This window comes from Duganella kummerowiae, from assembly GCF_053572355.1.
Map to the genome: position 1 here is coordinate 273732 of NZ_JBKFEH010000017.1, position 19066 is coordinate 292797.

The following is a 19066-nucleotide window of genomic DNA, read 5'->3' on the forward strand; positions in this document are numbered from 1 at the left end:
ATGGGGTGGAGTGGTATTGACGGGGATTAGAAGCGGGCGCCAGGGTGGCGCCCGCTGGTGGGTGTCAGCCCGCGCGGCGCTGGCCTGCCAGGCGCCGCACGACGGCGACCAGGCGGTCGATTTCGTCGTACGTGTTGTAGAACGCCAGCGAGGGGCGCACCGTCGTTTCCACGCCGAAGCGGCGCAGGATGGGCTGGGCGCAGTGGTGGCCCGTGCGTACCGCGATGCCTTCGTCGTTCAGCGCATGGCCCACTTCTTCCGTGCTGTAGCCTGCCAGTACGAAGGACATCACGCTGGCCTTGTCGGCCGCCGTGCCGATCAGGCGCAGGCCCTGGATCGCGCCCAGCTCGCGCATGCCGTACAACAGCAGTTCATGCTCGTAGCGGGCGATGTTCTCCATTCCGATGCGGTTCACGTAGTCGATGGCGGCGCCCAGGCCCACGGCGTCGGCGATGTTGCCGGTGCCGGCTTCGAACTTGTTGGGGATGGGCTGGAACACCGTTTTCTCGAACGTGACGTCGGCGATCATGTTGCCGCCGCCCTGCCAGGGCGGCATGTCTTCCAGCACTTCGCGCTTGCCCCACACCACGCCGATGCCGGTGGGACCGAACACCTTGTGGCCGGAGAACACGAAGAAATCGGCGCCGATATCCTGCACGTCGACCCGCATGTGCGACACCGATTGCGCGCCATCGACCAGCGCCCTGGCGCCGGCGCGGTGCGCCAGTTCGACGATTTCCTTGACCGGCACCACCGTGCCCAGCGCGTTCGACACTTGTGTGACTGCCACGATTTTGGTGCGGTCGTTGAGCAGCTTGCGGTATTCGTCCAGCAGCACCTGGCCGCTGTCGTCCACCGGGATCACGCGCAGCCTGGCGCCCTTGGCGGCGGCCAGCTGCTGCCAGGGCACGATGTTGGCGTGGTGCTCCAGGTTGGAGACGATGATCTCGTCGCCTTCGCCCACGTGCTGGCCGCCCCAGCTCTTGGCCACCAGGTTGATGGCCTCGGTGGTGCCGCGCACGAAGATCACCTCGTTCACGTCCGGTGCGTTGATGAAGCTTTTTACGCGCTGGCGCGCGCCTTCGTAGGCGTCGGTGGCGCGCGCCGCCAGTTCGTGCGCGGCGCGGTGGATGTTGGAGTTCTCGTGCTCGTAAAAGTGGCTGATGCGGTCTATCACCGGCTGCGGCTTGTGGGTGGTGGCGGCGTTGTCGAACCACACCAGCTGGCGGCCGTTGACGCGCTCCTGCAGGATGGGGAAGTCGCGCCGCACGGCATGCACGTCGAACGGTGGGTGGCGGCCGGCCCCGGCCAGCGGCACGGTGCCGTGCGGCGCCGTCTTGGCGGGTGTGACGTAGCCGCTGGGCAGCACCACGGCATCGACGAAGTAGTACTGCGGCGATGGTGCTGCAGTAGCGGCGCCGGGCAGGACCGGCGCCGCCGGACCATGCAGCGTGCCAGGCTGCGGCTGCGGCACGTCCAGCCAGGGCGCATGGAGTGCGGACAGCCCTGGCGCCGCGCCTGTTACGCCTGTCACCGGAACACCTGCAGCAGCTGTGCTGGCTACTGGAGTCCCGGCTGAGGGAGCACGGTGCGCCCAAAGGCCGGCCGCCGGAGCGCCGGCCGCCGGAACGCCGGCCGCCGGAGCGCCGGCCGCCGGAGCGCCCGCCGCCGGAGCGCCCGCCGCCCCAGGCGCTGCGGTCTGTATGCCGGTCGGACGGCCGGCCAGCCCCTGCGCCTCATTGACGAAGTAGTAGGGCGATGCGGCCGCCGGCGCCTGGCCGGCCTCCACCGATTCCGGCACGCCCAGCAGCGCGCCGCAGCTGCGCGGCTCGTAGGCGGGGATGGACGCGAACAGCTTGTCCGGCACGCCGTTGCCGGCCTGTGCGGCCGGCGCCAGCGCCGGTGCGCGGTTGCCCAGTGACAGCACCGGGCCGGGCGAGGCCGGTATCAAATTGGTGCCGGGGATTTGTCCCTGGGGGATGGGCGTGCCCGGCACGCCGGGGCCCAAGCCGGCCGGACTGGACAGTGGCGAACCGGCCGGCGCCATGTTACCGGGCGCCTGCACGCCATGCGGCGCGAACGGCGGGGCGGCGAACAGCTCGGTGGCCAGGCGCGCCAGCAGGCCCGGGTCGATCGGGGCTGCAGCGGCGTCCGGCACGGTGGGGGGAGTGGTCAGCGAGCTCACGGCATCCCTTTATTTGTAGACGTCCGGGTAGTCGTGGTATTTGCCGATCTCGACATCGTCCAGCACGGCCAGCGCATCCTTGGTCAGCACCGCCAGCGAGCAGTACAGCGAGATCAGGTAGGACGAAATGGCATGGTTGTTGATGCCCATGAAGCGCACCGACAGCCCCGGGCTTTGCTCGCCCGGCAGGCCGGGCTGCAACAGGCCCACCACGCCCTGGCGCTTTTCGCCCACGCGCAGCAGGATGATCTTGGATTTGCCGTCGGCCACGGGCACCTTGTCCGAGGGGATCAGCGGGATGCCGCGCCAGGTGATGAACTGCGAGCCGAACAGGCTGATGGTGGGCGGTGGCGTGCCGCGCCGCGTGGCTTCGCGCCCGAAGGCGGCAATCGCCAGCGGGTGGGTCAGGAAGAAGGCGGGCTCCTTCCACACCTTGGTCAGCAGCTCGTCCAGGTCGTCCGGGGTGGGCGCGCCAGTCAGCGGGAAGATGCGTTGCTCGTCCGCGACCTGGGCCAGCAGGCCGTAGTCAGGATTGTTGATCAGTTCGCTTTCCTGGTTTTCCTTGATGGTCTCGATGGTGAGGCGCAGCTGTTCCTTGATCTGGTCGTGCGGGCTGCTGTACAGGTCGGAGACGCGGGTGTGCACGTCCAGGATGGTGGAAACGGCGTTCAGGAAGTATTCGCGCGGATGCTCCTCGTAGTCCACATAGGTGCGCGGCAGTTGGTTCTCTTCCTCGCGCGCGGTGCAGGTCACCTTGATGGCTTCCGGATTCTTCACCTTGTTGAGGCGGTAGATGCCGGCTTCCACCGGTACCCATTGCAGCAGGTGGGTCAGCCAGCGCGGGCTGATGGTTTCAAGCTGCGGTGCGGTCTTGGTCGCATTGGCTAGTTGCCGTGCTGCATTATCGCCCAGCGCAGTGGTGCCGCCTACGGTTGCCGTCATCGTTATTCCTTTTCCAAATAAATAAAGTTGAAAAATAAGCTAAGCAGTTCGTAGTGTGCGGCGGCGCACAAAACAGCTCAACATGCTATAGCCATCAAAACGGCGAGCCGTCGTCAGGCTTCTTGCTGGCGGCTGATGTTTTCGCCGCGCGTGAGCAGGGCCGAGGGAGTGAGCTGCAGGGCGGCGGCCAGCTTTTCCACCGTCACCAGGGAGGCGATCACGCGGCCGCGTTCGATCTCGCCGATGTAGGAACGGTTGAGGTTGGAATTTTCGGCCAGGCGCTCCTGTGACCAGCCCTGGGCTTCGCGCAGCTGGCGCACGCCGATGCCGAAGCCGCGCACCAGCCCGCTGGGTATGCCGTCCCGGTCTTCGCCCTGGCGCGCCGTGTCCGCGCGCTGTTTGCCGTCAGTTCGTTTGTCTGCCATGAAGCGCTCCAACAGGACTAGCTGGCCGCGAGGGCGCCGACGCGCGATTCCGCCTGGGCGATGCGGCCTCCCGGCGGTACATCGTGCGTGACCCAGACATTGCCGCCGATGACGGCTCCCTTGCCGATGGTGATGCGGCCCAGGATGGTGGCGCCTGCATAGATGACCACATCGTCCTCCACCAGCGGGTGGCGCGGCCAGCCTTTTTGCAGATTGCCGTCGGCATCGGTGGGGAAGCGCTTGGCGCCCAGGGTGACGGCCTGGTAGACCCGCACCCGCTGGCCGATGATGGCGGTCTCGCCTATCACCACGCCAGTGCCGTGGTCGATGAAGAAGCCGGCGCCTATGCTGGCGCCGGGATGGATGTCGATGCCGGTGGCGGCGTGGGCCAGCTCGGCCACGATGCGCGCCAGCAGCGGCAGCTCCAGCCGGTATAGCTGGTGCGCCAGGCGGTAATGGATCATGGCCAGCACGCCCGGATAGCACAGCAGCACCTCGTCCACGCTGCGCGCGGCGGGATCGCCCTGGTAGGCGGCCAGCACATCGCTGTCCAGCAGCGAGCGGATGGCGGGCAGGGCGGCGGCGAAGCGGCGCACCGCGTCCAGGGCGGCCTGTTCGATGTCACCGGTGCTTTGTTCGGCCAGGGTGGCGTTGTACTTCAGTTCGCGCCGCACCTGCTTGAGCAGGGCGTGCAGGGCGGCGTCCAGGGCGTGGGCGACGTGGAAGTCCTCGCTTTCCTGGCGCAGGTCGGGCGGGCCCAGGCGCATGGGGAACAGCACCCCTTTCAGGCTCTCGATGATGGCCGCCAGCGCATCACGCGAGGGGAATTCGCGGCCGCCCGCTTCCGTCACGGCGCGGCTCTGGGCCTGGCGCCAGGCTTGGCGGGTGTGATGCAATTGCTGGACGATGCCGGCGATGTCGAAGGTGGCGCTCATGGCTTGCTCAGTCCTGGACCCAGGGCAGGCCGTGGAAGCGCCAGCCGTCGGCCTTGCCGCGCTGCTGGCTGGCGTCGATCTCGCCCTCGAAGCCTTCCAGCACGTTGAAGATGCAGCTCAGGCCTGCCTTGGTGGCTGCCTCGGCCGCCAGCGCCGAGCGCTTGCCGCTGCGGCACAGCAGCAGGGCCACCACGTCCTTGCCGCCGATTTTCGCTTCCAGTTCGCGCGCGAAGCGCGGGTTGCGGGTCAGCGCGGTGCCGGTGGCCCAGGCCACGTGCAGGCTGCCGGGCACGTGGCCGACGAATGTGCGCTCCTCGGCGGAGCGCACGTCCACCAGCACGGCGCGCCGGGTGGAAAACAGTTCCCAGGCCACGGCGGGCGGCACCCCGCCGGCATACGGCAGGCCGGCGGCTTCGGCGGCGGCCTTGACAGCGGCCAGTTCGGGCGGGAGGGTAGGAATGGCGTCAACTTGCATGTTCAGAACCTTCACGTTGGATGGCGATAGGCGGCATCGCCGTTGACGTGAATATACGATTTCCCGACCAGCGGTAAAACGAATAAAAACAACTTCCCTCAGCAGGAAAAGTTATAAAGCGCAGGACAGTAGCGGGCGTCCCCAGGCGATGGCGCTGGGGAGTGCGGGAGGCAATAAAGGGGAGAAGTGCGGCGATGCAGGAGGCAATGCGGAGAAACGAAGAACGGCCCGGTCTACGGTGCGACCGGGCCGTCAGAGCCGGCCGGGCAGTGCTGCCCGGGGCCGGCTACCGGACAGTGATTAGCTGGCCTGGATGTTGGAAGCTTGCTTGCCTTTCGGGCCTTGCGTGACTTCGAATTGAACTTTCTGACCTTCCTTGAGGGTCTTGAAACCGTTCATGTTGATTGCGGAGAAGTGAGCGAACAAATCCTCGCCGCCATCATCAGGAGTGATGAAGCCAAAACCTTTGGAGTCATTGAACCACTTAACAGTACCTGTTGCCATAAAAGAACTTTCAATTTAAAAACGGATCACACGAGCCATAAAAGCAAGAAGCTTCCTGCCCCCTCCTCACGCCTCACTTTGCTTATCAACATGTACATTACTGCACGAGCCGATAACGCATTGTTAGCGGACCAATTTTGAAAGTCAAGCGGTTTTGTGGGCATTTTGCTACTTTCCAGAAAATTGGCTGATATGCAACTCTTGATTTTGGCGAACGCGCCTGCATCTGCAGCCCAACGAGAAGTGGCGTAAGATGGAAAGCAATTGGCAGTGCGGCACGAAATGGGCATTGCAGGAACCGCGAAAGCATTAGAATATAAGCGTATGGCAACCAAGCATGACACAGACGCCGTCCTGGAGCGGCAAGCGCTGAAACCGCCACCCCTGTACCAGGTGGCGTTGTTAAATGACGACTATACCCCGATGGAATTTGTCGTCGCCATCATCCAGGAGTATTTCAACAAGGACCGCGAAACCGCGACGCAAATCATGCTGAGCGTGCATCGCTACGGTAAGGGCGTGTGCGGCGTGTTTTCCAAAGACATCGCCTGTACCAAAGTGGAGTTTGTATTAACGCATGCGCGCAAGGCAGGCCATCCCCTGCAGTGCGTGATGGAGGAAGTATGATTGCGCAGGAATTAGAAGTGAGTTTGCACATGGCTTTCGTCGAGGCGCGCCAGGCCCGTCACGAATTCATCACGGTCGAGCATTTGCTGCTGGCGCTGCTGGACAATCCATCAGCGGCCGAGGTGTTGCGCGCCTGCGCCGTCAATATTGAAGATCTGCGCAAGACCCTGACCAATTTCATCGGCGATAACACGCCCACCGTGCCAGGGACCACCGAGGTGGATACCCAGCCCACACTGGGCTTCCAGCGCGTGATACAGCGCGCCATCATGCACGTGCAGTCGGCTTCCAACGGCAAGAAGGAAGTCACCGGCGCCAACGTGCTGGTGGCCATCTTCGGCGAGAAGGATTCGCATGCGGTCTACTACCTGCACCAGCAGGGCGTGACCCGCCTGGACGTGGTCAACTTCATCTCGCACGGCGTGCGCAAGGACCAGCAGGCCGACGCCGCCAAGGCGTCCGAAGGCGGGGAAGAAGGCGCGCCGGGCGGCGAGGGCCAGACCAAGGAAAGCCCGCTGGACCAGTTCACCCAGAACCTGAACAAGCAGGCCGCCGACGGCAAGATCGATCCCCTGATCGGCCGCGAGGACGAGGTCGACCGCGTGATCCAGATCCTGTGCCGCCGGCGCAAGAACAACCCGCTGCTGGTGGGCGAAGCCGGCGTGGGCAAGACCGCCATTGCCGAAGGCCTGGCCTACCGCATCACCCAGGGCGACGTGCCCGAGATCCTGCAGAACGCCGTGGTCTATTCGCTGGACATGGGCGCGCTGCTGGCCGGCACCAAGTACCGCGGCGACTTCGAGCAGCGCCTCAAGGCCGTACTCAAGCAGCTCAAGGACAATCCGAACGGCATCCTGTTCATCGACGAGATCCACACCATCATCGGCGCCGGCTCGGCCTCGGGCGGCACGCTGGACGCGTCCAACCTGCTGAAACCGGCCCTGGCCAACGGCCAGCTGAAATGCGTGGGCGCCACCACCTACACCGAGTTCCGCGGCGTGTTCGAGAAAGACCACGCCCTGAGCCGCCGCTTCCAGAAAGTGGACGTGAACGAGCCCACCGTGGAGCAGACCGTGCAGATCCTGCGCGGCCTGAAGTCGCGCTTCGAGGAACACCATGGCGTGAAATACTCGTCGTCGGCGCTGTCCACGGCGGCCGAGCTGGCGGCCCGCTTCATCAATGACCGCCACCTGCCGGACAAGGCCATCGACGTGATCGACGAGGCCGGCGCGGCCCAGCGCATCCTGCCCAAGTCCAAGCAGAAGAAGACCATAGGCAAGACCGAGATCGAGGACATCATTTCCAAGATCGCGCGCATCCCGCCCCAGACCGTCAACCAGGACGACCGCAGCAAGCTGCAGACCATAGACCGCGACCTGCGCAACGTGGTGTTCGGCCAGGATCCCGCCATCGAGGCGCTGTCGTCGGCCATCAAGATGGCGCGCGCCGGCCTGGGCAAGACCGACAAGCCTATCGGCTCCTTCCTGTTCTCCGGTCCCACCGGCGTCGGCAAGACCGAGGTGGCCAAGCAGCTGGCCTTCATCCTGGGCATCGAACTGATCCGCTTCGACATGTCGGAGTACATGGAGCGCCACGCCGTGTCGCGCCTGATCGGCGCGCCGCCGGGTTATGTCGGCTTCGACCAGGGCGGCTTGCTGACCGAGGCCATCACCAAGAAGCCGCACGCCGTGCTGCTGCTGGACGAGATCGAGAAGGCCCATCCGGACATCTTCAACATCCTGCTGCAGGTGATGGACCATGGCACCCTGACCGACAACAATGGCCGCAAGGCGGACTTCCGCAACGTGATCATCATCATGACCACCAATGCGGGCGCGGAAAGCCTGCAGAAGGCCTCGATCGGCTTCACCACGGCCAAGCAGGCCGGCGACGAAATGGGCGACATCAAGCGCATGTTCACGCCGGAGTTCCGCAACCGTATCGACGCCATCATCAGCTTCCGCGCGCTGGACGAGGAAATCATCCTGCGCGTGGTGGACAAGTTCTTGATGCAGCTGGAAGAGCAGCTGCACGAGAAGAAGGTGGAAGCCATCTTCAGCGAGAAGCTGCGCAAGTTCCTCGCCAAGAAAGGTTTCGACCCGCTCATGGGCGCGCGTCCGATGTCCCGTCTGATACAGGACATGATACGCAAGGCGCTGGCCGACGAGCTGCTGTTCGGCCGCCTGGTCGCCGGCGGCAAGGTGACCGTGGACCTGGACGAGAAAGACCAGATCAAGCTGGAGTTCCCGGAATCCGATCCGGCGCCGACCATCCCGCCCGAGACGGTGGAAGTGGATTAAGCGTTTCCTCTCCCAAACAAAACCGCGTTCGCCGAACGCGGTTTTTTTACGTCGAAAAAATGGTATTGCCGGATAAAAAGCTGTGACAAAATCAATGTCTTGATTCATCTCACAGCCCGCTCCGTCCATGACCATTTCCCGTACTCTCGCCGTCTTGCTGGCTTCGGCCGGCCTGTTCCCCGCTGTCCACGCCGCCGACGCTTATTACCGCTTTCCCGCCATCCGTGGCGACAATATCGTGTTCACGGCCGAGGGCGATTTGTGGCGCGCCAGCGCGCGCGGCGGCCAGGCCCAGCGCCTGACCACCCATCCGGCCGCCGAAACCAATGCCGCCATTTCGCGCGACGGCCACTGGATCGCGTTCTCGGCCTCCTACGAAGGCCCGCAGGAAGCGTACCTGATGCCGATAGGCGGCGGCCTGCCCAAGCGCCTGACCTTCGAGAACGGCGCCGTCACGGTGCTGGGCTGGACCGCCCAGGGCGAGGTGCTGGTCAGCACCCTGGACAGCAAGGGACCGTCGGCGCACCGCATCGTGGCCGCCGTCAAGCCGGACAGCCTGCAGCGCCGCGTATTCGCCGTGGCCGACGCCAACGATGCCGTGCTGGACGACGATGGCAAGACCCTGTACTTCACCCGCTTCGGCCTGGCCCTGACCAACGATAACGTCAAGGGCTACCGCGGCGGCGCCCATGCCCGCCTGTGGCGCTACACCCTGGGTGCGCAGGAAGCCGAACCGCTGCTGGCGTCCGACCCGGGCAACAACAAGCGCCCCATGTGGTGGCAGGGCCGCTTGTATTTCATCAGCGACCGCAGCGGCGCCGACAACCTGTGGTCTTCCGCGCCGGACGGCAGCGACCTGCGCCAGCTGACCACCCATGTGGACTGGGACGTGCGCAACGCCCAGCTGGGCGACGGCCGCATCGTCTACCAGCTGGGCGCCGACCTGCACGTGCTGGACTTGTCCAAACAGGGTGCGGCGGCCGACCAGGCGCTGCACTTCAACCTGGTGTCCGATTTCGACCAGACCCGCGCGCGCCAGATCCGCTCGCCGCTGGACAACCTGACCAATGTGCAGCTGGCCGGCAAGGACGAACGCATCGTGCTGACCGCGCGCGGCCGCGTGACGGTGGCCGGCACCGGCCAGCGCCGCCGCGTCGAGATCGCGGTGCCGGAAGGCGCGCGCGCCCGCGAGGCCGTGTTCAGCGCCGATGACAAGTGGGTGTATGCCATCGTGGACAGCACTGGCGAGAACGAGATCTGGAAGTTCGCCGCCGACGGTTCCGGCCATGGCGAACAGCTCACCCGCGACGGCAACAGCCACCGCTGGCAGCTCTATCCTTCGCCGGACGGCAAATGGCTGGGCCATACGGACAAGAAAGGCCGCTTCTGGCTGCTGGACCTGGCCACCAAGGCCAACACCCTGATCGACGATGCCGGCAAGTCCGGCGTCGACAAGCACGATGAAATCCTGTGGTCGCCCGACTCGCGCAACCTGGCCATCGTGCGCGCCGCCAGTACGGAGCAGCGCGAGCAGATCGGCCTGTACAACCTGGACAGCAAGCAGCTGGCCTTCGTCACCAGCGACCGCTACACCTCGCGCTCGCCCGTGTTCTCGCCGGACGGGCGCTGGCTGTATTTCCTCTCCGCGCGCAACTTCAACCTGGCCAACGGCTCGCCCTGGGGCGACCGCAACATGGGCCCCGTGTTCGACAAGCGTACCGGCATCTACGCGCTGGCGCTACAGCCGGGCAACCGCTTCCCGTTCAAGCCGGACGATGAGCTGAACAAGCCGGGCGAGAAGCCGGCCGAGGATGCGGTGGAAAAAGTGGCGGAAAAGGCGGCGGAAAAAGCGGTGGAGAAGGCCGCCGAAAAGGCTGGCGAAAAAGCGGGCGACAAGGCTGCGGACAAGAAGCCCGCTGCCAGGGGCCTGCCACCCATCGTGTACGCGGGCCTCAAGGAGCGCCTGTATGAAGTGCCTGTCGCGCCCGGCAATTACCGCGCCCTGAACGTGGACGACAAGCGCCTGTACTTCCTGGACAGCGAAGGCGAGGGCAAGAGCAGCCTGAAGACGCTGGCCATTGCCGGCAACGGTCCCCAGCCCGAGGTGTTTGCGGCTGGTGTGCGCGAGTACGACCTGGCCTTGAATAAGAAGCACATCTACTACCGCACCGGCCCGGCCGGCAGCCCGGGCGGCGACATGGTCATCGTGGAAGCGGCGGCCAAGGCGCCGCAGGATGTCAGCAAGGCCAAGGTCAAGGTGGACGACTGGACCTTCACCTCCAATCCGCGCCTGGAATGGAAGCAGATGTTCAACGACGCCTGGCGCATGCACCGCGACTTCCTGTATGACGCGAAAATGCGCGGCGTGAACTGGAGCGGCGTGCGCGACAAGTATGCGCCGCTGGTCGAGCGCGTGACCGACCGCGCCGAGCTCAATGACCTGCTGGGCATGATGGTCAGCGAAGTGGGCGCGTTGCACTCGCAGATCCGGCCCGGCGACCTGCGCCGCGCCAATCCGGAAGGCACGCCGTCCGGCCTGGGCGCGGTGCTGAGCCGCACGGCGGAAGGCTACCGCGTGGACCGCATCTACCGCAGCGAAGCGGAGCTGCCGTCCGAGCGCGCGCCGCTGGCGCAGCCGGAAGTGAATGTGCAGGAAGGCGACATCATCACGGCCGTCAACGGCAAGTCCGTGCTGGAGGCGCGCGACATTTCCGACCTGCTGCTGAACCAGGCCGACAAGCAGGTGCTGCTGCAGGTCAAGCATGGCGCGGCCGCGCCCCGTTCCGTGATCGTGATCCCGGTCAGCATGGCCAAGCAGACTTCGCTGCGCTACGGCGACTGGGAACTGGGCCGCGCCGCGCAGGTCGAGCAGGCGTCCAGGGGCCGCATCGGCTACCTGCACCTGCGCGCCATGGGCCCGCGCGACATCGCCTCGTTCGCGCGTGACTTCTACGCCAACGTCAACCGCGACGGCCTGATCATCGACGTGCGCCGCAACAACGGCGGCAATATCGACAGCTGGGTGATCGAAAAGCTGCTGCGCCGCTCGTGGGCCTTCTGGTCGTCGCCCGGCGTGCAGCCGGCCGGGAACATGCAGAACACCTTCCGCGGCCACCTGGTGGTGCTGGTCGACGAGCTGACCTATTCGGACGGCGAAACCTTCGCGGCCGGCGTCAAGGCCCTGGGCCTGGGGCCGCTGGTGGGCAAGCGCACGGCCGGCGCCGGGGTCTGGCTCAGCGATAACACTTCGCTGAGCGACAACGGCATGGCGCGCGTGGCCGAGAACGGCCAGTTCAGCACCGCCGACGGCCAATGGCTGATCGAAGGCGTGGGCGTGACACCGGACGTGGAAGTGGACAACCTGCCGCACGCCACCTTCGAAGGGCGCGACCGCCAGCTGGAAGTGGCGATCGAGCTGCTGGAGAAAAAGCTCAAGGACCAGCCGGTCAAGCCTTACCAGCCGCAGGCCATACCGTCGCTGAAAAAATAAGGTGGACCCGCAAGCCGGTGTCCGGGAATGGACAGTGTCAGCGTTCATTCCCGCACACGTCAGGCCGGATGGCGCGTGCGCAGCGCGGATTTCCCGTGGCATGGAGATTGCAGAGACGGGAAAACTTTCGCTTTACGGACGCAGACCATGGAATTGAAGGATATACGCACCGGCTGGCGCATGCTGGCCCAGGAACCGGGTTATACGGCGGCGGCGCTGCTGGGACTGAGCCTGGGGCTGGCCGCCTGCTTGCTGCTGCTCGGCTATGCGCGCCACGCATGGCAGTACAACGCCCACATCCCGCAAGTGGAGCGGCTGTATGTGGTGGCGCAGCGCTACAACGCCGATCCCGTCCGCCCCAGCTACGATGCGGCGCCGCTGCTGCTGCGCGCCGCCGCGCTCAAGCTGCCGGGCGTGGCGGACGCCACCAGCTACGTGCCCTCGCGCCCCGAGCAGCGGCCGCTGGCGGTGCGCATCGAGGGCCGGCTGCACGAGCTGCGCGGCCTGGCCGTGCTGCCCGGCTTTGCCGCCATGCTGGGACTGCAGGCGCGCCACGGCGACCTGCAGGCGGCCCTGGAGCGCCCGGAGAGCATCGCCATCACCGAGCAGGCCGCGCTGCGCCTGTACGGCCGCGCCGACGCTGTCGGCAGCACCCTGCAGGCCGAGGGCCAGGTGCTGCGGGTAGGCGCCGTGGTGCGCCAGCCGCCGGCCAGCACCACCATCCCGTTCGAACTGCTGATAGGGACCGCGTCGGTGCTGCTGGAAGCGCAGCTGCGCAGCGAGATGCTGACCGGGGAGCAGGGCTGGGTGGGCCGGGTGCTGGTGAAGGTCCGCCCGGAAGCGCGGCTGGCCGATATCGCAACCGGACTGCAGCGCGCCGTGGACGCCGCCCCCAGCGTGCAGAACATCCCGCCCGAGGCGCGCGCCCTGCTGGCCGGGCGCAAGGTGATGGATATCGAACTGCGGCCGCTGCGCGAGGCTTATTTTGACCACCAGCTGGCCAGCCACGGCCCGGTGCTGCCAGGCCCGCGCGCCGATCCCGCCGTGCCGGCGGCGCTGGCCGCGCTGGCGCTGCTGATACTGGCGCTGGCGGCCGTCAACTACGTCAACCTGGCCACCGTGCGGGTGCTGCGGCGCCAGCGCGAGGTGGCCATGCGCAAGGTGCTGGGCGCCGGTGCCGGCCGCGTCGCGCTGCGCTTCGTGGCCGAGTCCCTGCTGCTGTCGCTGCTGGCCAGCGTGCTCGGGCTGCTGCTGGCCTGGCTGGTGCTGCCGCTGTTCTCGCAGCTGATGGAGCGCGACTTGTCGGATCTCGTGTCCTGGTCCGGCGTGGCTGCCGCGCTGGCGCTGGGCGTGGCGCTGGGATTGCTGACGGCCGCGAGTCCCGTGCTGGCGGCGCTGCGCGTGCACCCCTCGCGTGTGCTGGCTGGCCGCCCGGAGACCGAATCGCGCCTCAGCGCACGCCTGCGGCGGCTGCTGACCGTGCTGCAGGTGGGCGCCGCCATGGGGCTGGCCGGCGTGACGCTGGCCATCGCCTGGCAAACCGGGTACGCCATGCGCGCCGCGCCCGGCTTCGATCCGGCGCCGCTGCTGGTGGTGGACTTGCCGGAGCCGGTGCGGTCCAGCGCCAAGGCGCGCGCCTTGCTGGCGGCGCTCAAGGCCCAACCGGGCGTACAGGGCGTGGCGGTGTCCGAGGATGCCGTGGGGCGCCAGGACGGCGGCTGGAGCCGCGAGCTGACCCGGCCCGGCGGCCCCGCCGTGTCCATGGACATGAAATCGGTCAGCGCCAATTTCTTCCAGCTGTACCGCATTGGCCCCCTGGGCGGACGCCTGTTCGATGCGTCCATCGACCAGGAGGACGACCAGATACCGGTGGTGCTCAACGCCCTGGCCGCGCGGCAGCTGGGCTGGCCCGCGCCGCAGCAAGCGGTGGGCCAGACAGTGCTGTTCACTAACTTTGACGGCAAGGTGGTCCACAAGCGCATCGTGGGCATCGCGCCTGAGCTGCGCTTCCGTTCCCTGCGCGAGGCGCCGCGCACCACGGCCTACGAACTATGGACGGCAGGCGCCACCCTCACGGTGCGCGCCGGCGTGCCGCTGGAACAGGCCGAGGACATGGTACGCCAGCTGTGGCCGCGCTACTTCCCGGATGCCATCCTCAAGATGCAGCGCGCCTCCGCCATCCTGGCGGCCAATTACGCCGACGATGCGCGCCTGGCCAGGCTGCTGGCCATCGCCAGCGGCATCGCGCTGCTGATCGCTGCTTGCGGCACCTATGCGCTGTCGGCCCACACGGTGCAGCGGCGCGCCAGGGAAATCGTGCTGCGCAAGCTGCACGGCGCCGGACGCGCGGCAGTCGGCCTGCTGCTGGCGCGCGAGGCCGCCATGCTGTTGCTGCTGGCGGCGCTGGCAGGCTTGCCGGTGGCGGCCGTGGCCATCCAGCGCTACCTGGGCGGCTATGTGGAGCGCGCGCCCATAGGCGGCTGGACCCTGTTGCTGGCGGCGGTGCTGACCGCGGTTATATCGGCGGCCGCCATCGCGCGCCATGCCTGGATCGCCATGCGCATACCGCCGGCCCGCGTGCTGCACGGCTAGCCGTTTGTTACAGGCTGGCCAGCTGCTTGAACTGGGCGGCGCGGCGGCGCGAGACTTCCACCGCCAGCTCCGTTTCCAGCAGCAGGTCCAGGCCGCCTGCCTCGTTGGGCGTCACGCTGCGCACGAAGTCCAGGTTGACGATGTGCTTGCGGCTGGCGCGGAAGAAGCGCCGCGGGTCCAGTTTTTCTTCCAGCTGGTTGAGGGAGCGCAGCATCAGCGGCCGGTGCTGGTCGAAGTAGACGCGGGTGTAATTGCCATCCGACTCGAACAGGCGGATATCCTTGAGGCCCACGAACCAGCAGCGTTCGCCGTCCTTGATGAACAGCTTTTGCGCGCCGTCGGCCAGGGCGGGCGGGCGCGCGCTGGCAATGCGGGTGCCGCAGCGCTGCAGCGCGGCAGCCATGCGGGCGGCCTGTATCGGTTTTTGCAGGTAGTCCAGGGCATTGACTTCGAAGGCTTGCAGGGCGTAGCGGTCGAAGGCGGTGGTGAAGATCACTTCCGGCACGTGTTCCAGCGCGTCCAGCACGTCGAAGCCGCTGCCGCCCGGCATTTGCACGTCGAGGAAGATCAGGTCCGGCTTGAGGGCGGCGATCTGCTGTACGGCGTCGGCCGCGTTGACGGCCTCGCCCACGATCTCCACTTGCGGATGGGCGGCCAGCAAGCGGCGCAGCTCGGCGCGCGCCAGGCGCTCGTCGTCGACCAGCAGCGCGCGGATGGCGCCGCTGGCGGCGCCGCCGTGATCCATGCCGGCGGTGGTCATCGCGCCGCTCATGCCGCCTCCGGAAGGGTCAGTGTGGCGCGCACCCAGCCGCTGTTTTCGCTCAGGTCCAGGCGCGCCTGCTCGCCCAGGGCCAGGGCCAGGCGCTTGCGGGTGTTGACCAGGCCGACCTTGGTGGAGTTGGCGAAGGGGACGATGGCGCCCGCGTTGGCGATTTCGATGTAGATCTGGCTGTCCTGGCGGTAGGCGCGGATGCGGATCTCGCTGCCGCTGGGGCTGGCCTCGACGCCGTACTTGACCGCGTTTTCCACCAGCGTTTGCAGCGACATGGGCGGAATGCGCACCCGTTCCAGCCCGGGGCCGATCTCCACGCTCACGCGCATGCGCTCCTCGAAGCGTATCTTCTCGATCTCCAGGTAGGACTGCACGGCTTCCATCTCGGCCTCCAGCGGCACCGTGTCGTGCTGGCCGGACTGCAGCGCGTAGCGCATCACGCTGGCCAGCTGGTCTATCATGCGGGCCGCCGCGTCCTGGTCCTCGTACACCAGGGCGCGCACGCTGTTCATGCTGTTGAAAAAGAAGTGCGGGTTGACCTGGGCCTGCAGGGCGCGCAGCTCGGCGTCCTTGGCGCTGACTTCCAGGCGCAGCGCCTCGGCCTCGAAGCGGTTGGCGCGGCGCAGCGACAGCACCGAGTTGTAGAGGATGGTCCAGACGCTGTCCACCAGCAGCCAGTAGAAAATGGAGCCGGGCAGCCAGTCCAGGCTCTTGACCGGTCCGTGCGGCTGCAGGACCAGGTAGCCCAGCGCCACGCTGAAGGTCTGCAGGCAGGCCAGCACCAGCATGGCAGGGGCCAGCGAATTCCATTGCGGCCTGGCGCCCAGCCAGCCGCGCCGTTTGAGCAGGCGCCGCCAGGCATGGCTCCACAGCAGGCCGGCCAACCCGGCCCAGCTGGCGATGGCGGCGATGCGCCAGGTGAGCTCGCCGACCGCATTGAACATCAGCTGCATCAGGGCGAAGAGTGTCCAGCCCAGGACCTGGAGTATCCAGTACCAGTTCAAACGGGCCAGCAGGGGAGGGCGGGTTTGCATGGTCTTGCTCAGTTCAGGAAGTTATCGATGCGAGCATACATCCAAGCCGGGTCGTCGACCATGATGAAGTGCTTGGCGGTGTCGCTGATGTCGATTTTTACCCCTGGCAGTTTTGCGTACTGGTCGGTGTAGACGCTGACCAGCGCGTCGCGCGGCGCAAAGGCCTGGAACGCGATCCAGCTGCCCAGCACCAGGGTCGGAGCCTGGATGCGCGGCATGGCGGGGCGCAGGTCTTCCGACATCATGTCGGCCATGGAGTCGATCACGGTGTTGCGGTCGGACTGCTTGACCCATGCCGCGACGCGTTCGATGTTGGCCTCTCCGCTGACCATGGTGGCGGCGTTGCGCCGGGCGTTGTCGTCAAAACTTTGCGCGGGTGCGGCTTTGATCTGGACGCGCATGCCATCCGCGATCTGTTTGAGCTGGGCGCCGGTGATGTTGGGCACCTGGCGCGCGCCCAGCGCCGGCAGGGCGTCGACGATGATGAGGCGTCCCACCTGCTCCGGGTGGTCGGCGGCCAGCTTCATGCCGAGGAAGCCGCCCATGCTGTGGCCGATGATGACCGGCTTGCCCAGCTTGTTGTCGCGGATGTAGTCGCTCAGCTGCTGTTCGACCTGCGGCAGCAGTGGACCTTCGATGGCGGGCTGGCCGGGGAAGCCGGCCAGCGTCAGCACATGGCACTGGCGGGTGGCGCCGCACAGGTGCTGGACCGTGCCGTCCCACACGCTGCCCGGCGAGGCCAGGCCGGGGATCATGATGACGGGCTGGCCCTGGCCGGTCACTTCGGCCTTGAAGGCGGGGTGGCCGGCGGCGCGGGCCGCCGGGGCGACCGCCAGCAGCAGAGTGGTGGCAATGGCGGCAACGGTGGCGAGGCGTTGGGTAATGGTGTTCATGGCTGCTCTCCTGATTTGGGTTGTCGATGGAGACATCCTAGGGCCGCCAGGGGGCGGCATGCCAGCGCGCCGGGATGAACGGTGCTAGGCCGTGATGAGCGGCGCCGCCGCACCGGTGTACACGGCCACGCTGGCATGCAGCCATGCGGTGATGGTGTCCAAAAGATGCGGCCGATGGCGTGGCCCTGTCCAGCCAGTGGTACAAGGATGGGGGCGGCAAAAGCAGGCGCTTGCTCCCCCAGCACACGCCATCGCTCCGCTGCCTGGGAAAACTCCCAAGCAGCGTGGATCATTCAGTGCCTTCCTCGCGCAGGCGCCGCCACAGCGTGGTCCGGCTGATGCCGAGGTACTGGGCCGCCGCATCGCGCCGGCCGCCGAAGCGGGCCAGCACCTGCGCCGCGCTTTCCCGCAACACCGGGGTGGATGCAGGAACAGCCGCCAGCTCAGGCGCCACGCCCAGCACAAAGGCAGGCGTCAAGGCTTGCAGCGGCTCGGCCGCCAGGAACAGCGCCAGCCGCTCGGCCAGGTTGCGCAACTCACGCACATTGCCCGGCCAGGCATGGCGCTGCAGCAGCGGCGCGCACGCCGCCAGCTCGGCCGACAAATCCGGATGCGCGCGGGCGCCCAGCGCCGCCATGGCATTCCTCAAGGACCACTCCAGCAAGGGCACGATATCCTGCGCCCGTTCGCGCAGCGGCGGCAGGGACAAACGCAGCACGGCCAGGCGGTAAAACAGGTCGGCCCGGAAGCGCCCCTCGCGCACGCGCTGCTCCAGGTCGCAATGGGTGGCGCTGATGATGCGCACATGGACCGGCACCGGCCGCGTGCCGCCCACCCGCACCACCTCGCGCTCCTCCAGCACCCGCAGCAAGCGGGTTTGCAGGGGCAGCGGCATCTCGCCTATCTCGTCGAGGAACAGGGTGCCGTGGTTGGCCGCCTCGAACAGCCCCGCATGGCCGCCGCGCCGCGCGCCCGTGAACGCGCCTTCCTCGTGCCCGAACAGTTCCGATTCCAGCAGCGATTCCGCGATGGCCCCGCAATTGACGGCCACGAAGGGCCGGTTCTGCCCCAGGCTGCGCGGCCCCTCGCGGTGGATGGCCTGCGCCACCAGTTCCTTGCCGCAGCCGGTCTCGCCCTGCAGCAGCACGGTGGCGGGGGAGCGCGCATACAGCAGCACGGCCTGGCGCAGCTTTTCCATGGCGTCCGATTCGCCGCGCAAGTCGTTCAGCCCATGCCGGGCGCGCAGGGTGCTGGCCACCGCCACGCGCTGGTGGCGGCCGGCCTCCAGCTGGGTCAGGCGCGCCACCTCCAGCGCATCGTCGAAGGCCTGGCGTATCGAGGTGGCGGAATACACGAACACGCCGGCCAGTCCGGCTTCCTCGGCCAGGTCCGTGATCAGGCCGGCGCCCACCACGGCCTGTATGCCGGCCGCTTTCAGTTCGGCGATCTGGGCCCGGGCATCGGCCTCGGTGACGTAGGTGCGCTGTTCCAGTTCCAGCCCGAAGGTGCGGGCGAAATCGTTCAGCTCCGGCATGCGGTGCTGGTAGGTCACCACGGCGATGCGCGCGGACAGGCGGCGCGCGCGCGCCAGCGCCTGCATCATGTCGTAGCCGCTGGCCTTGGCCACCACCACCGGCACCGGCAGCCGTCCCTTCAGGTAGGCCGCGTTGGAGCCGGCCGCGATCACGGCGTCGCAGCGCTCGGTGGCCAGGCGTTCGCGGATATGGCGCGCGGCTTCGTCGAAGCCCAGGTGTATGGGTTCGATGTTGGCCAGGGCGTCGTATTCCAGCGTGATGTGGCGGAACAGGTCGGACAGGCGCGACACGGACACGGTCCAGATGACCGGCTTGTCCTGATCAGGTGTAGGGGAAGGGCGCATGTTTCAATTGTAG

General features: G+C 67.0%; 14 protein-coding genes. 4 read left to right on the plus strand and 10 right to left on the minus strand.

Annotated features, from left to right (window positions below; genetic code table 11):
• Positions 1 to 64 precede the first annotated feature (64 nt).
• The 6 genes from ACLB1G_RS22730 to cspE form a co-directional block, all read right to left on the minus strand.
• Positions 65 to 2185 carry a family 2A encapsulin nanocompartment cargo protein cysteine desulfurase gene (locus ACLB1G_RS22730; RefSeq protein WP_491629518.1) on the minus strand — a complete coding sequence of 707 codons (2121 nt, stop codon included), beginning with the start codon at positions 2183 to 2185 and terminating at the stop codon, positions 65 to 67.
• A 9-nt stretch (positions 2186 to 2194) separates the two neighbouring features.
• On the minus strand, positions 2195 to 3127 hold the full coding sequence (locus ACLB1G_RS22735; protein ID WP_491629519.1) for a family 2A encapsulin nanocompartment shell protein: 933 nt from the start codon (positions 3125 to 3127) through the stop codon (positions 2195 to 2197).
• Between the two features lie 113 nt (positions 3128 to 3240).
• On the minus strand, positions 3241 to 3552 hold the full coding sequence (locus ACLB1G_RS22740; protein ID WP_491629520.1) for a helix-turn-helix domain-containing protein: 312 nt from the start codon (positions 3550 to 3552) through the stop codon (positions 3241 to 3243).
• A 17-nt stretch (positions 3553 to 3569) separates the two neighbouring features.
• Complete coding sequence (gene epsC / locus ACLB1G_RS22745) at positions 3570 to 4487, minus strand: serine O-acetyltransferase EpsC (protein WP_491629521.1); 918 nt, start codon at positions 4485 to 4487, stop codon at positions 3570 to 3572.
• A 7-nt stretch (positions 4488 to 4494) separates the two neighbouring features.
• Positions 4495 to 4962 carry a rhodanese-like domain-containing protein gene (locus ACLB1G_RS22750; RefSeq protein ID WP_491629522.1) on the minus strand — a complete coding sequence of 156 codons (468 nt, stop codon included), beginning with the start codon at positions 4960 to 4962 and terminating at the stop codon, positions 4495 to 4497.
• A 300-nt stretch (positions 4963 to 5262) separates the two neighbouring features.
• Positions 5263 to 5466, minus strand: a complete 204-nt coding sequence (gene cspE, locus ACLB1G_RS22755) for a transcription antiterminator/RNA stability regulator CspE (RefSeq protein ID WP_107141363.1) — start codon at positions 5464 to 5466, stop codon at positions 5263 to 5265.
• Positions 5467 to 5790: 324 nt separating this feature from the next.
• Between cspE and clpS the strand changes: the two genes are divergently transcribed.
• From clpS to ACLB1G_RS22775, 4 genes are all read left to right on the plus strand, one after another.
• The gene (gene clpS, locus ACLB1G_RS22760) at positions 5791 to 6093 is read left to right on the plus strand and encodes an ATP-dependent Clp protease adapter ClpS (protein WP_491629523.1); all 303 of its coding nucleotides are present in this window, start codon (positions 5791 to 5793) and stop codon (positions 6091 to 6093) included.
• Complete coding sequence (clpA, locus tag ACLB1G_RS22765; RefSeq protein ID WP_491629524.1) at positions 6090 to 8393, plus strand: ATP-dependent Clp protease ATP-binding subunit ClpA; 2304 nt, start codon at positions 6090 to 6092, stop codon at positions 8391 to 8393. Before clpS ends, clpA begins: the two co-directional genes overlap by 4 nt.
• Positions 8394 to 8520: 127 nt before the next feature.
• Positions 8521 to 11883, plus strand: coding sequence for a S41 family peptidase (locus ACLB1G_RS22770; RefSeq protein ID WP_491629525.1), 3363 nt, complete (start codon positions 8521 to 8523; stop codon positions 11881 to 11883).
• 147 nt (positions 11884 to 12030) lie between these two features.
• On the plus strand, positions 12031 to 14475 hold the full coding sequence (locus ACLB1G_RS22775) for an ABC transporter permease (RefSeq protein WP_491629526.1): 2445 nt from the start codon (positions 12031 to 12033) through the stop codon (positions 14473 to 14475).
• A 7-nt stretch (positions 14476 to 14482) separates the two neighbouring features.
• Here ACLB1G_RS22775 and ACLB1G_RS22780 read toward each other — a convergent pair whose 3' ends face one another.
• From ACLB1G_RS22780 to prpR, 4 genes are all read right to left on the minus strand, one after another.
• The gene (locus ACLB1G_RS22780; RefSeq protein WP_491629527.1) at positions 14483 to 15247 is read right to left on the minus strand and encodes a LytR/AlgR family response regulator transcription factor; all 765 of its coding nucleotides are present in this window, start codon (positions 15245 to 15247) and stop codon (positions 14483 to 14485) included.
• Entirely contained in the window at positions 15244 to 16281 is a 1038-nt protein-coding gene (locus tag ACLB1G_RS22785; protein ID WP_491629528.1) for a sensor histidine kinase, read from the minus strand. Before ACLB1G_RS22785 ends, ACLB1G_RS22780 begins: the two co-directional genes overlap by 4 nt.
• An 8-nt stretch (positions 16282 to 16289) precedes the next feature.
• Positions 16290 to 17174: an alpha/beta fold hydrolase gene (locus ACLB1G_RS22790; RefSeq protein WP_491629529.1), complete on the minus strand. Its 885-nt coding sequence runs from the start codon at positions 17172 to 17174 to the stop codon at positions 16290 to 16292.
• Between the two features lie 289 nt (positions 17175 to 17463).
• Positions 17464 to 19053 (minus strand): propionate catabolism operon regulatory protein PrpR, encoded by a 1590-nt coding sequence (prpR, locus tag ACLB1G_RS22795; protein WP_491629530.1) that lies wholly within the window; start codon positions 19051 to 19053, stop codon positions 17464 to 17466.
• Positions 19054 to 19066: the final 13 nt, after the last annotated feature.